Here is a 14,279-nt window from a genome sequence, read left to right as displayed (position 1 = left end):
GGCGGCGAATAACAATGCTTTAATGTTGGTAATAGCAGGCTTATCTCGGCAGCAAATAATCATATTGAGTCCTCAATTCACTAATTTTCTCAAGTCTTTGTAGATTTGCTGCTTCATTCTCCGCTCCAACTGCAAGGACAAGATTCTCGATTAAATAGGTTGGACCAATCATCGAATGGAACTCACGGATATCTCCTCTACTTGCAAATAAAACAATATCAGCTTGTGTCGTAAATTCTGAAATAAGCTGGTCTGTAATGATAATGATTTTATAGCCAATTTGCTTACGATAATCCATAAGCGCCTGTGCTTCTGGAAGCAAACGGATAAAGCCAAATATAATGATTACATCCTCTTTGGAAAAATGGATAAAGTCTTCTAGTAATTCACTTCCTCCTTTATGAAGGATAGAAAAGTTTAATCCATATCTAACTATTCGATACTTCAGTAATTCTCCAAGTCCTAAGGAAGGGCCAGGACAATATAAATAGACTTTTCTTGCGGAAATAATCGAGTGAACAGCATTTTTAAAAGTATCTTCTCGAAACTGCTCTATTGTTTTATAGAGATGTTGGATAGAAGCATTAAGTGTATGGTATGGGAAAGCTTGTTTATCGACCGTATTTATTAGTTTTGCTATTTTCTTGGCAGGGGATGGCTTTAGCTGGGCAGCAATTTCTCCTTTAAATTCCTTTAAATTTTTAAAGCCGACTATACGCCAAAATCTAGACACAGATGCAATGCTAACATTAACTGCTTCAGCTATTTCCTGTTCCGTTAATAATAGAACTTGATGCGTGTTTTTTTGAAGATAATCTGCAATTTTGTATTGGCTTGGCGACATTGATTTTGTATTCCATTTAAACATAACCTCTAACCTCCGTCTTTATTTGACCTTAATATAGCACATTTTTTTCTTCACAAATTATTCCTGATAATTTTTTTACATAATGTTAAAAAACGATAATAAATTTACGTTCCTTTTACTTGTCTACCATATTCCATTAAATTCTGTGCTTTATGATAAAGGTATTCAAATAAAGGAGGCAAATAATATGAATCAATTAAAAGATAGGTATGTTTTAACACAGTCTCAAAAGATGATGGTATTCATTTTATCTATGTCCTTATATGGACTCTCCAACATGATTACAGAACTTATTCCTGCTTTTCACCTTGGTCCTGTCGAATTTTCCGTTGAGTATTTTGCATTTATTCCATTGACTTTATGTATGCTATTTCATCCTTTATATGCTGCAATTGGAGCTGCTTTAGGAGAAGTTGTTTTTGGTGAGATAATGCTAGGACAATTTGGTGGTTTTGGGGAATTAGAAAAATTTATTACTTTTTCTCTTGCCATGTTTATTGCTGGATCCCTTGTGAATGATCCAAAGAATAAAAGGCAGGTTGGAATTGCTGCAATAACAGGTGTCATCATTCATCAAGCATTAAGCTCAATGGTTGATATTGGAAAAGTATGGATAGGTGTAGAAGAGCTGGAGGCGGTTCCTGGATTAGCGGAAAGTGTTGTGATTGTGGAAGGGTTTGCTTTCTTAAATGATGTATTATTTTCCGGAATCCTTTTTGCTCTATTGCCAACCTTATATTTAGTGCCACGTTTATATGGGAAAATGGAGCCATTATTAGGCATGAAGCCGAGAAATAATAAAATGAAGTACTCTATGGGCAGTATTGTAACGCCTAAATTGATTCTTGTTGGTATTGTGTTAGCTTGTTTCGCCTTTTTCTTTGAATATTTATCAGAAGCAGGATTTAATGTCGAGTGGGAAGCAGATTTTCTAAAGTCATACGGTGATTGGTTTATTTGGGTAAGCATTGCTGCTGCGGCATGCATAGCTGGTATTACTATAGGTATCATGCAGAAAATGAAAAAGAAAAATAATGCAAGTAATGAAGAAAGGATTCAGTTATGACCATTCAAATTGAAATAGAGAAAGTTTCCTTTCAATATCCAGGTGTTGAGGAGCCAGTATTAGATAATGTTTCGTTATCGGTTCATCAAGGCGATTTCCTTGGCATTATTGGTAGTAATGGGAGTGGGAAATCCACTCTATGTAAATTAATAAATGGCCTTATTCCTCATTATTATGTAGGAGATTATTCTGGAAAAGTTACCGTTAATGGACTGGTTACGACAGAGCATAAAGTAACTGATTTTTCTTCCCATGTTGGATATGTTTATCAAGATTTTGAAAATCAGCTTGTTAGTCCGCGTGTATTGGAGGACGCGAGCTTTGCCCCTCTTAACTTCGGGTATGCGGATTATCTTGAAAGGGGTAAAAAAGCCCTGGATTTAGTTGGTCTAAAGAATCATGACGATGAATTTATTTGGCAATTAAGCGGAGGGCAGAAACATCAGTTAGCCTTAGCTGGTGCATTGGCGTTGGACCCGGATATTCTTATTATTGATGAACCAATTGCACAGCTTGATCCAGAGCATGCTACACAAATCTATGCTATTTTAAAAAAATTAAATCAAGAGTATGGGAAAACAATCATTGTTATTGAGCATCATACCGAATTTATTGCGGATTATTGCAACAAAGTAGTTCTGATGGATAAGGGGAAAGTTGTCTGGAATAAGGAAACAAAAGAAGCTTTAACAGAAGTAAATGAGCTGCTACAACGGCAAATTTATCCGCCACAAGTAACGTTAGCAGCCTATCAATTAGGATATTCAAAAGAGGTATTGCCAGTTACAGTGGAAGAGGCAGAAGTTTTTTTTCAGACCGTTTCACAAAGAGAGAGGAAGAATAACATAGAAAATGACAAGGAATTCACGAAGCGTGAAAGGTTGATACAAATAAGAGATGCAAGCTTTTCACATAAACTTGTTGATCGCTCCAAAAAGCAAGTAGTGAAAGGCATAAACATTGATATTTATAAAAATGATTTAATTGCATTTGTCGGCAACAATGGAGCAGGAAAATCTACGCTTATGCGTTTATTAACAGGACTTGTAAAACCAGAGACAGGAGAAATACTTGTTCAAGGTCAAAATACTCGCCATTGTTCGCCAGAAAAACTGGCAGATATCGTAACATATATTTATCAAAATCCAGAAGAGATGTTTATTGAAGACTGTGTGAGAAGAGATGTAGAGTTCTTTTTAAAAGCGCGAAAGGTTCCTGGATTCGAGGAGCAGGTTGATCGAGTGTTGAAGCAATTTGAATTGACAGAGTTGCAGGACAAGGACAGTCGATTAATGAGTGGTGGTCAGCAAAGAAGAGCATCCCTTGCGATTGGAGTAGCGATGAATCCATCTATTATATTGTTAGACGAACCAACGGCAAATCTTGATATAGCGACACGTAAGCATATTACAAAATTAATTGATTCCTTACAGGCGCAAGTGGGAGCAGTCCTTATTGCTACACATGATATGCAGCTTGTCGCAGAATGGGCCAATCGAATTATCGTTCTCCATGAAGGAGAGATTATCCATGATGGCAATCGTGAATCCGTATTTAGTAACCATACCCTCCTAGAAAAAGCAGGTCTCAAGCCTCCGCAAATTCTGGAATTGAGCAGAAGAATGAAGCAGAAAAACTTAGCTTATACTGTCACAGACTTTGTGCAATCAATCGATACAAAGGAGCGCTTGTTAAATGGAGTATACTAGAAAATTAACGGAAAAACTGTCTGTAGAGCAAGTGAAGATTGAGCTGCTTCATACTGCTTATGGAAATAATGAAACGTTTCTCGCAAAGCTTGATCCTCGGACGCTATTTATCTGGTATTTATATTTCGGAATTGCTCCGTGGTTTATTCATAATCAGAGTATATTAATAGGGTTGTTTGTATTTATGGCCATTACAACCTTTATGTCCAAGGTTACACCTTTAGTAATTATCATTCTTTGTCTCGGTTTACTTGGCCAGGGAGGATATCTACTGATTGCCTCTTGGTTTTTTGGTGGGGATTTACAAGTCATTGTTCCTCTATTAACACTGACTTTAAAGCTCTCTATTATTTCTTTAGCTAGTATCACAGTGTTTTGCTCCATGGATCCTGAAAAATTAAGCAATGGACTTTTGAAAATTGGAGTTCCCGGACAAGTGTCCTTTAGTATTGCCTATGGCTATCGTATGCTTCCTAGTCTTCTAGAAGAATATCACCACGTATTTCTTTCCTTTCGTTTGCGTGGAAAGGCACCGGAGAAGCATGGAATTCTTTATTGGCGATCTATCATTTATTTTTCAAAGATAGCCGTTCTTTCCTTTTATCCCTTACTACTTAGTACTGCAAAAAGAGCACGTACAACAGTAGAAGCATTAGAAACAAAAGGAAGTTTTTATGCATTTAGTCGGCCGGAGATAAAGAAAATCAAACTTGCACATCTTCATTTTCAATATAGAGATTATTTGTTTTTAATGGTGTCTGTGCTTTATCTATTATTTTTATATACATTCGTCTTTTTATTTCTGTAGGAGGGGTTATAAATGAGAATCGATTTACATAGTCATGTGAAAATTTCCAAAAAAACTGATTTTATGCCAGAATATTTTCAAGAAATGATGAAAGAGGCAAGAGAAGCTGGGTTAACAGGAATAGCGATGACAGAGCATTTCAATACAAGGAGATATACAGATATTTATAATTTTCTGGATACGCATTATCCATATGAGAATAACTATTACATGATAGATGGGTTAAAGCTATTTCCAGGAATAGAAGTAGATGTGAAAGAGATTGGTCATATTTTGCTTATTGGTAATCGAAAGGATGTTTTATCCATCAGAAGCTTATTAGAAACTAACACGAGTGAGGATAATTTTCTTGCCTTTGATAAGTTAATGGATATAGCAGAACATTATGATATTCTAAAAATTGGTGCCCATGCTTTCCGTGATAGTACCCCTCTTTATCATTTGAAGGCAGAACAGCTTAAGCGTTTGGATGCCCTTGATCTAAATGGAAAAGATCTTTATGCTCAAGGTCAAATAGCTTATCGAGAAAAACTAGAGGATTTTGCGGGGAAATTAGGACTTCCAGTTGTTGGCGGAAGTGATACACATCATTTTTTGCAATATGGCTGCATATATAATGAGTTTCAAAATGAATGTGATTCAGTGGAACAATTGAAGGCATCCATTGTTTCTGAACAATATAAAATCCACATCTCTGAAAATCTAAATTTAAAAGTAAAAGCAGCTACTTTAACGAAGAAGTGGATGAAAAAAGCGTTAGAAAAAGAGAAACAGTTATTTGGATAAAAAGGAAGAGACAGGAATAACTGCCTGTCTCTTATTTCATTGCAACCCCATACCGCATTTCTTCTGATAACTCTTTTCCCGTTTTTTTCAATAGTTGTATATAGTCTTCAAGGATGTCATCTCCTACTCTAGAAACTAATGTAGAAATGCTAAGTGCTGCTAGTATTTGTCCATGCTGATTAATAATTGGTACCGCGATACATCGGACTCCTAGTTCGTTTTCTTGATCATCCACAGCATACTCGTTATGTCTCACCTTTTCTAATTCAATAAGAAAATCTTCTTTCTTCGTAATAGTCCGGTTTGTAGCTTGCGTAAACGGATAGCCGTCTAATAGGGAATCAATTATTTCTTGTTTTTGATAGGATAACAGTAATTTTCCGATTGCAGTACAATGAAGGGGAATTCTTCGTCCAATTCGAGAGTAACGAATAACAGAATTAGCCCCTTCTTCCTTGTCAATGTATACACCTGCATTCCCATCTAAAATACCTAGATGACATGTTTGGCCAGTTCTTAGTGCCAATTCAACGAGATATTTATTGGCGATTTGCCTGATATTTAAAGTATTGATAACTAAATTACCTCTTTCCACGAGCTTTAAGCCTAAACGGTATTTTCCGTTTTCGGGATTTTGATCAATATAGCGAGATTGCTGGAGCGTCTTTAATAGGGAATGTACGGTACTTTTATGTAATCCCATTTGGTCACTAATTTCCGTGATTTTTAATTCGATCGTGTGCTCATTAAATAGGTCTAGTATTTGCAGGGCACGTTCCACTGATTGAATGATTGGCATAATATCTTCTCCGTATTCGTTTTATAATATTTAACTAATTGCTATTATAACAAACTAATCTAGTAATTTTACATTAATATAGCCATATAAAAATAGCAATGTCTATTTTAAACTAATTAAAAAATTCGAAATTAATTATATGTAAGTGTTTACTTTTGAGGGCTGTATGTTATAATCAACTCGAATAGACTAAATTGTAGAATTGAGTTTTATAATATAAAACAAACGAAGGGGAAGAGGGAAATATGACCGAACTAAATTACTTTAAAGGAATTATTCCGCCAGTTTCAAGTATTGTTGATAAAGAAGGAAATCTGAAAGAAAAAGAAATGGCGCTATTAATTGACAAACTAATAGAGGAAAAAGTAAACGGTTTATTCTTTTTAGGTACTGGTGGAGAATTTTCGCAAATGTTTATAGAGGAAAGAAAAGCAATAGCTGAGTTTGCTGTTAAGTATGTTGACAAAAGAGTTCCTGTGTTAATTGGAATTGGCAGTGCGAATACTAGGGAGGCACTCCAGCTCAGTCAACATGCGGAACAAATAGGTGCAGATGGAATTGTTGCCATTAATCCGTATTACTGGAATTTGACCGAAGAGAATTTATATACATACTTCAGTGACATTGCGAAATCTGTAAAGTTACCGGTTCTACTTTATAATTTTCCAACGCTAACAGGACAGGATTTAACACCTGATTTTGTGGGAGAGCTTGTTTTAAACCATAAAAATATAGTTGGCATTAAAGAAACGATTGATTCTATCGGACATATTCGCGAAATGATTGATAAGGTCAAAAAGGTTAATCCTAATTTCTCCGTATTTTGCGGGTTTGATGATCATCTATTTAATACATTACTGCTAGGTGGAGACGGAGCAATATCAGCTAGTGCAAATTTTGCTCCACAATTATCGGTTGGTATATACAATGCCTTTTTAGCAGGAGATTTAGAAAAAGCAGTTTCTTTCCAAAAACAATTATCCATTTTGCCACAACTATATAAAATTGATAGCCCGTTTGTAAATGTAGTGAAGGAAGCATCCAAATTATGTGGTATTGATATTACAACAGAGGTTTTGCCTCCTACCAAAACACTAAGCGCAGAGAAGAAACAGCAAGTGAAAGAAATTTTGCAACAGGCACAACTAGTATAATAGAAGGTCAAGTTTTTCTTTTTGGAATGATTATTTGTTTACTAAACAAACACAAGATGGAGGGATAAAGTTATGACATTACCATTTATTTTTGAAAACGAGAATGAATCCCTTTATGAAGTAAGAACGAATGCGAAGGGGCCGACTGGAACACTGCCACTTACTGCACAAATGTTGGAGGATTCGCCAAGTGGGGATTTATTCGGACTTAGTCAAAATGTAGGGATGGGATGGAAACCGAAAGATCTATTGGGAACAGAAGTCCTGATTCTAGGCACAAAAGGCGGTATACGGGATCACAATGGAGAGCCAATTGCATTAGGGTATCATACAGGGCATTGGGAAGTAGATATTTTAATGGCAGAGGCAGCAGAAGAAATTCGGGTACATAAAGGGGTTCCTTTTGCTGGATTTGTTAGTGACCCTTGTGACGGTCGTTCTCAAGGAACACTAGGGATGTTTGATTCATTTCCTTATCGAAACGATGCTGCAGTTGTTTATCGACGTTTAATCCGTTCATTGCCAACTAGAGAAGCAGTAATAGGCGTTGCGACCTGCGATAAGGGACTTCCTGCCATGATGATTGCGCTTAGTTCTATGCATGATTTACCAACCATCATTGTGCCTGGTGACGTTACTTTGCCTCCAACAATCGGGGAAGATGCAGGGAAAATCCAAACAATTGGGGCACGATTTGCGAATAAAGAAATTACCTTGAAAGAAGCTGCAGAGCTTGGCTGTGTGGCATGTGCTACACCAGGAGGAGGCTGTCAATTTCTTGGTACTGCTGCAACTTCTCAAGTAATTGCAGAAGCATTAGGTATTGCGATCACACATTCCGCACTTGCTCCATCTGGACAAAAGATTTGGGCGGAAATGGCAAGGCAGTCAGCAAGAGCAGTTTTAGAAATGGAAAAGAATTATATTACAACAAAGGATATTATTACAGATAAGGCAATCGAAAATGCAATGGTTCTTCACGCTGCATTTGGTGGATCAACCAATCTTTTATTACATATTCCAGCCCTTGCACATGCTGCCAAATGTAAAATACCTACAGTTGATGATTGGGCAAGAATTAATCGCAAAACTCCACGTTTAGTAAGTGTTTTGCCTAATGGACCAGATCATCATCCAACAGTACGTGTTTTTCTTGCTGGAGGTGTACCAGAAGTAATGCTTCATTTGCGAAAATTAGGACTTTTACACGAAGATGTCCTTACCGTTACTGGCCAGACTTTAGGAGAAAACTTAGATTGGTGGGAAAAATCTGAACGGAGAGCGCTATTAAGAAAACGTTTATTAGAAGCAGATGGAGTCAATCCTGACCAAGTAATTATGGATCCAGACACAGCAAAAGCAAGAGGGCTTACTTCTACAATTACTTTTCCAAAAGGGAATATTGCTCCTGAAGGATCTGTTATCAAATCAACTTCTATCGATCGATCGGTAGTAGGAGAAGATGGAATCTATAGACATACAGGAGTAGCAAAGGTATTTACATCTGAGAAATCTGCTATTACTGCGATAAAAACTGGTGGAATAAAAGCAGGAGATGTAATGGTCGTAATGGGTGGAGGACCATCTGGAACAGGGATGGAAGAAACCTATCAATTAACTTCGGCATTGAAATATTTACCTTTTGGCAAATATGTGTCCCTAATAACTGACGCTCGTTTTTCAGGTGTTTCAACAGGGGCCTGCATCGGGCATATTGGTCCAGAAGCATTGAGCGATGGACCAATCGGAAAGCTTCGTGATGGGGACTTAATCGAAATTATGGTTGATTGTGAAAACTTGGTAGGATCTGTTGATTTTATTGGCACAGGAGATCAGCGATTATCAAAAGAAGAAGCAACACATGTTTTAGAAACACGAGAAGTTCATCCAGATCTTAAACCAGACCCGGATTTGCCAGATGATACAAGGCTTTGGGCAGCACTACAAGCAGTTAGTGGCGGTACTTGGCGAGGCAGTGTGTACGATGTCGACCGAATTATTGAAGTATTGGAGACAGGAAAGAAGGCGTTAGCGAAAGAAGCAGGTTCTTTCTCCAGATAAAATTGGTAAGAAAGCGAAAGGATTAAGGGTGTAACATAGTTTTATTTTTGATTCGTTGTAAGCGTAAACAAAAATAAACGATTGGAGGAATTAAGATGTCGTCGAATTTACAAAGGGAAGAGGTTACGCCGACACAAGCAACACCAGCCGGAGAAAAAATAAGTTTAGTAGAAAGAATAGGTAAAGGAATGTACTAGATTTGTAGATTCCTTTCCAATTATCTGAAGAATGTACGAATCTATAAGAAAAGGGGTTATAAAATGAGTAAAATAATCAATCCAGTCTTGCCAGGTTATCATCCTGATCCTTCTATTTTAAGAGTCGAAGATGACTATTATCTAGCTGTCTCTACTTTTGAATGGTTTCCAGGCGTACAGATTTATTATTCAAAAGACATGATTAATTGGCGACTGCTAACATATCCATTAACAAGGGAATCCCAATTAAATATGATTGGGAATGTCAATTCAGGTGGTGTGTGGGCACCATGTTTGAGTTATTCAGATGGCTTGTTTTATTTAATCTATACAGATGTGAAAAGTAGAGTGGGAGCTTTTAAGGATACTCATAACTATTTAGTGACAGCTGAAAATGTGGAAGGACCATGGTCTGAGCCGGTTTACCTTAATAGCAGTGGTTTTGATCCATCCTTATTTCATGATGAGGATGGTAGAAAGTGGTTACTTAATATGATTTGGGATTTTCGTAAAGGGACCAATTCATTTGCTGGAATTGCGCTACAAGAATATTCAGTAGAAGAAAAAAGATTAGTTGGGCCGATTCACAACATCTTTAAAGGCTCAGAGATTGGTTTAACAGAGGCGCCTCATTTATATAAGCGAAATGGCTTCTACTATTTAGTGACAGCTGAAGGGGGAACTTGGTATACGCATGCGGCAACAGTAGCTAGATCAACCTCTTTATTCGGGCCATACGAAATTGATCCAACCAATCCAATTTTAACTTCAAACGAAGACGATAAGAATCAACTACAAAAAGCAGGTCATGGAAGTTTAGTGGAAACACAAAATGGTGAGTGGTATATGGCACATCTATGCGGAAGACCAGTAGTTGATAAAAAATGTACACTGGGGAGAGAAACGGCGATCCAAAAATGTTATTGGACGGAAGATGACTGGCTGCGCATTGTAGGAGGACCAAATCCATCGACCATTGTGGAGGCGCCTCATTTAAAGCCACATCCTTTTGAAAAAGAGAGCAACTATGATGATTTCCAAGGTCATTCTTTAAAGAAGTACTGGAACTCTTTAAGAAGAATATTTAGTGAAGAATGGCTTTCCTTAACGGAACGACCAGGATATTTAACTTTAAAAGGTGGGGAATCAATGAGTTCTCTTCATCATCAAAGCCTGCTTGCGCGCAGACTAGAGACTTTCACAGCGGAAGTGGAAACAGCTGTTGATTATACACCAGAAAACTTTCAACAAATGGCTGGATTAATTTTTTATTATGATACTGATGATTATGTGTACCTCCGAATTACGACACATGAAACGTTAGGAAAGTGTATCGGAATAATTGAATCTAAACATGGCGTTTATGATGAACTATTGGATCAAGATATCTCGTTAAAATCCATTGGGGAGATTAAGTTAAAGGCAAAAGTCAATCATCAATGGCTACAGTTTGCTTATGCAGAAGGAGACAGTGAATGGAAGGATATCGGCAGTAAAATCGATATTAGTCATTTGTCGGATGATGATGCAGATTATATCCGCTTCACAGGAACCTTTGTGGGGGTATGTACACAAGATTTAAGTGGGCAAAAGAAACCAAGTTATTTTCCATACTTTAAGTATGATGAGTTATAAACAGAATATCAGAAAAGGGTGCTGTTAACTTTTCAGTACCCTTTTTTTACGTGTTAGGAAATGGTAAATGAATCATGTTTCCATATAGGAAGTGATATTAATGTAAATAGTTCACCAATCAGACATAACTTTGTGAACTGAATGTGAATTAAATCACAAACATCTTTATTACGTTGGAAATGGTGATATTATATAAGTGTAGTAAGAAACAAACAAGATCTTGTAAAAATGTGAAATAGTGAACAATATAATCAGATAACTAATCTTAAGGAGATGGAGTAAAATGTTAGACTTATTAAGAAATAATAAAGTGGTTGCCGGAATTTTAGCGATATTTAGAATTTATCTTGGTTATCAATTTATCCATGCAGGCTATGAAAAAATTACAAGTGGTGGCTTTGACGCAAGTGGATTTTTACAAGGGGCAATTGCAAATAGCACAGGTGATCACCCAGCAGTACAAGGATGGTGGGCAACATTTCTAGAACATATAGCACTCCCAAATGCGGATTTATTCAGTTTCATGGTTCAATGGGGAGAAGTTCTAGTAGGGATCGCACTAATCCTAGGTTTATTCACAAGCTTTGCAACATTGATGGGAATGGTCATGAACTTTGCCTTCTTATTTAGTGGAACAGTAAGCACAAATGGACAAATGATTCTATTAGCAATATTCGTTATCGTAGCAGGTGCAAACGCAGGTAAATTTGGTCTAGACCGTTATGCAATGCCATATATCAAAAAGCAATGGAACAATAGAAGAAATAATAAGCAAAAAAAAGAAACTGCAATTGCATAAGCTGTAAGTGATAAAGAAGCCAATTACGATTTAGTAACTGGCTTCTTTTTTATACATCTCATCTTCTTTCTTCCTTTGTTCTTCTTCTTTTTTAAAATAGGCTGTTGCTTCTTCTATAAAATAATGCACAATTGGAGAGACCCATCTGCTTTTATGATAAAAAAGAAAGGAAGCAACTTGACCATGTTTTTTATCTATACGTTGTGCAGATAAACGGCCATCCTTTAGTTCATTTTGAATCGTAATTTCTGGAACAAGTGCTAATCCTAATCCACATTGAACACATTGCTTGATTGCTTCGATACTCCAAAACTCATGAACAGAGGAGGGAATAATATTTTCTTCTTCCATAAATTTATCAAAAATCATTCGATAGGGACAATTGCTTTCCGAATAAAGAATAGAATTAGGCTGCATATGGCCTGGTGAAGATATGATGCTCATATGTTCATCTAACATTTTAATCGTTTCTAATGATGGATGCTTTTTAAATTCTAAATTAAGAAGCAAGGCAATATCTAAATCTCCTATTTCAACTAAATGTTGAATCTCCTCACAGGTGCCCATGCGAACCGATAAATGGACATCTGGAAATTTTTCTTTGTATGCCTGTATTATTGTTGGAAGTCGATAAACTGTTAATGATTCTGAGGCTCCAATCGTGATTTTTCCTTTTTTAGTAATAGAAGACTGGTGAAGTTCTTTTGCTCCTTTATGTAAACGAAGCATTTCATTCGCATAGGGAAGAAATGATTTACCTAGCTCTGTTAAAGCAATTGTTTTCCCAAGCCGATCAAAGAGCGGTCCCTCTAAGTCCATTTCTAGTGCCTGTATATGAGAAGTAATCGTAGATTGAGCATAGCCAAGCTGGTTGGCTGCCTTTGCAAATCCTCCTGCTTCTATAATAGCTTTAAAAGTCTGTAAGTGACGAATCTCCATTGTTTCTCCTCCTGATATCGGTAAATTCGATAGTATCTATCATATATATCTATTTTACTGAATGGAAAAAGGGAAATACAATAGGTAATAAGAAATTGATAAATTTTATTGGGGAGTGGGAGAAAGAATGAAGCACGGAAAAATAGGTTCCTTAACCTTAAGTGGATTAATCATTGGTCCATTATTAGGATCTGGAATTATTTTATTGCCAACCATTATTTATGAAAATCTAGGAAACTATGCAATTTTTGCATGGTTAGTCATGTCTATAATTGGGATTTGCTTTGCATATGTTTGTGGAGAATTAATGATTCAATTTCCAGGAGAATCTGGTCTGGGAAATGCAATGGAAACTGCATTTGGACCAGAAATAAAAAATCTTGCCTCAATCTTTCTCATGATTGCAGCACTTATGGGGCCAGTTGCAGTTATGATGACTGCTGCTGAATATATTCAGACCTGGCTATTTTCTGAGCATATAAAATTGGAATGGATTGCAATAATCCTGTTAGTAATGAATGGGTTGATTTTATTGCTCCGCTTGAATTTTCTTGGGAAATTATCCTTTTTTATTTCTTCCTTTGCCGTTTTGATTTTAGTTAGTGGAAGTATATTTTCTTTGTTGAACCAGCCTAGTGGATCTTGGGATTTTCCTGAATTTCATTTCGATTCCTTTGGTTACAGTCTGTTGCTTCTTTTTTGGACAATTGTAGGCTGGGAAATTATCGGGAATTATTCCAGTGAAGTGAAAAATCCGAGGTCGACGATTCGAAAAGCCATTTTTTTTAGTGCGGCTATCATTTTGCTTGTCAATTTAGTGCTATCAGCAGCTGTACAATGGACGACATACAACAGTTCGTTTACAATTCGCTTAACTGGTGTCATGTTCCCTTTATTTGGTCCATTGGCTATTGGTTTACTAACAATTGTGGCAACAGGACTTTGTATAACCACACATTTAATGGTTGTGGGAGGAGTAGCTAGACTGATAGCATCCTTATCAAAATCGGTTCCAGTTTTTCATTTTTTAACAAAAAAACTTTCCAACGGTGCTCCATATAAAGCAATTGCACTTCTTGTATTGACACATCTCTTCTTTGTTGTGCTGCTATTTATAAAAATCGTGACAGTAGAGCAATTAGTTGGACTTGCGAATGCTTTTTTCATCGCTAATGCATTAATTGGCTTATTTGCAGCAATCAAATTATTAGCTGCTCCATGGATAAAAGGAATGGCAATCGTGCTTAGTGTGTTATTTGGTATTTTACTTTTTCGGTCTTCTATTATTGCTTTATTTATTATTTTAGTATTAACCTTGCTATTAAGTAGAAGGTACTGTCAATATTTTTGTGTAAATGACTTTTCAACTTCTCAAGGTAGATGATCACCTTCGTATTCAAATAGATTTGTTCGAAGTGTTGATTTGGGTGTCTAGGAAAGGGCTAGCCCTTTCCTAGA

General features: G+C 36.6%; 12 protein-coding genes. 9 read left to right on the top strand and 3 right to left on the bottom strand.

Features of this window, described 5'->3' with window-relative positions; all coding sequences use genetic code 11:
• Positions 1-40 precede the first annotated feature (40 nt).
• The gene (locus QQZ16_RS07370) at positions 41-868 is read right to left on the bottom strand and encodes a MurR/RpiR family transcriptional regulator (RefSeq protein WP_031538820.1); all 828 of its coding nucleotides are present in this window, start codon (positions 866-868) and stop codon (positions 41-43) included.
• Between the two features lie 187 nt (positions 869-1,055).
• Here QQZ16_RS07370 and QQZ16_RS07365 point away from each other — a divergent pair, with 187 nt between their 5' ends.
• From QQZ16_RS07365 to QQZ16_RS07350, 4 genes are read left to right on the top strand one after another with little or no spacing between them, the layout of a single operon-like run.
• Positions 1,056-1,934, top strand: a complete 879-nt coding sequence (locus tag QQZ16_RS07365; protein ID WP_048717189.1) for a hypothetical protein — start codon at positions 1,056-1,058, stop codon at positions 1,932-1,934.
• Entirely contained in the window at positions 1,931-3,643 is a 1,713-nt protein-coding gene (locus QQZ16_RS07360) for an ABC transporter ATP-binding protein (protein WP_235252601.1), read from the top strand. Before QQZ16_RS07365 ends, QQZ16_RS07360 begins: the two co-directional genes overlap by 4 nt.
• The gene (locus tag QQZ16_RS07355; protein ID WP_235252602.1) at positions 3,630-4,451 is read left to right on the top strand and encodes an energy-coupling factor transporter transmembrane component T family protein; all 822 of its coding nucleotides are present in this window, start codon (positions 3,630-3,632) and stop codon (positions 4,449-4,451) included. The genes QQZ16_RS07360 and QQZ16_RS07355 overlap by 14 nt, the downstream gene beginning before the upstream one ends.
• Before the next feature lie 12 nt (positions 4,452-4,463).
• Entirely contained in the window at positions 4,464-5,237 is a 774-nt protein-coding gene (locus QQZ16_RS07350; protein WP_235252603.1) for a PHP-associated domain-containing protein, read from the top strand.
• 31 nt (positions 5,238-5,268) lie between these two features.
• On the opposite strand, the gene QQZ16_RS07345 is transcribed toward QQZ16_RS07350, so the two are convergent.
• Positions 5,269-6,036, bottom strand: a complete 768-nt coding sequence (locus QQZ16_RS07345; RefSeq protein WP_031538824.1) for an IclR family transcriptional regulator — start codon at positions 6,034-6,036, stop codon at positions 5,269-5,271.
• 245 nt (positions 6,037-6,281) lie between these two features.
• Here QQZ16_RS07345 and QQZ16_RS07340 point away from each other — a divergent pair, with 245 nt between their 5' ends.
• The 4 genes from QQZ16_RS07340 to QQZ16_RS07325 all read left to right on the top strand — a co-directional run bounded on the left by QQZ16_RS07340 (position 6,282) and on the right by QQZ16_RS07325 (position 11,882).
• Positions 6,282-7,190, top strand: coding sequence for a dihydrodipicolinate synthase family protein (locus tag QQZ16_RS07340; protein WP_235252604.1), 909 nt, complete (start codon positions 6,282-6,284; stop codon positions 7,188-7,190).
• Positions 7,191-7,262: 72 nt separating this feature from the next.
• A complete protein-coding gene (locus QQZ16_RS07335) occupies positions 7,263-9,251 on the top strand; it encodes a YjhG/YagF family D-xylonate dehydratase (RefSeq protein ID WP_284561222.1) in 1,989 nt (662 codons plus the stop codon).
• 260 nt (positions 9,252-9,511) lie between these two features.
• On the top strand, positions 9,512-11,083 hold the full coding sequence (locus tag QQZ16_RS07330) for a glycoside hydrolase family 43 protein (protein WP_235252606.1): 1,572 nt from the start codon (positions 9,512-9,514) through the stop codon (positions 11,081-11,083).
• A gap of 283 nt (positions 11,084-11,366) precedes the next feature.
• A complete protein-coding gene (locus tag QQZ16_RS07325) occupies positions 11,367-11,882 on the top strand; it encodes a DoxX family protein (protein WP_031539602.1) in 516 nt (171 codons plus the stop codon).
• Positions 11,883-11,912: 30 nt separating this feature from the next.
• Here QQZ16_RS07325 and QQZ16_RS07320 read toward each other — a convergent pair whose 3' ends face one another.
• On the bottom strand, positions 11,913-12,821 hold the full coding sequence (locus QQZ16_RS07320; protein ID WP_235252821.1) for a LysR family transcriptional regulator: 909 nt from the start codon (positions 12,819-12,821) through the stop codon (positions 11,913-11,915).
• A 127-nt stretch (positions 12,822-12,948) separates the two neighbouring features.
• On the opposite strand from QQZ16_RS07320, the gene QQZ16_RS07315 reads away from it, so the two are divergent.
• A complete protein-coding gene (locus tag QQZ16_RS07315) occupies positions 12,949-14,205 on the top strand; it encodes an APC family permease (protein ID WP_235252820.1) in 1,257 nt (418 codons plus the stop codon).
• Positions 14,206-14,279 lie beyond the last annotated feature (74 nt).

Source organism: Bacillus sp. T2.9-1, from assembly GCF_950097965.1.
GTDB classification, from domain to species: Bacteria; Bacillota; Bacilli; order Bacillales; family Cytobacillaceae; genus Niallia; species Niallia hominis.
The sequence above is the reverse complement of the archived record's forward strand: the minus strand, read 5'-3'. Positions and strand labels throughout refer to the sequence as shown.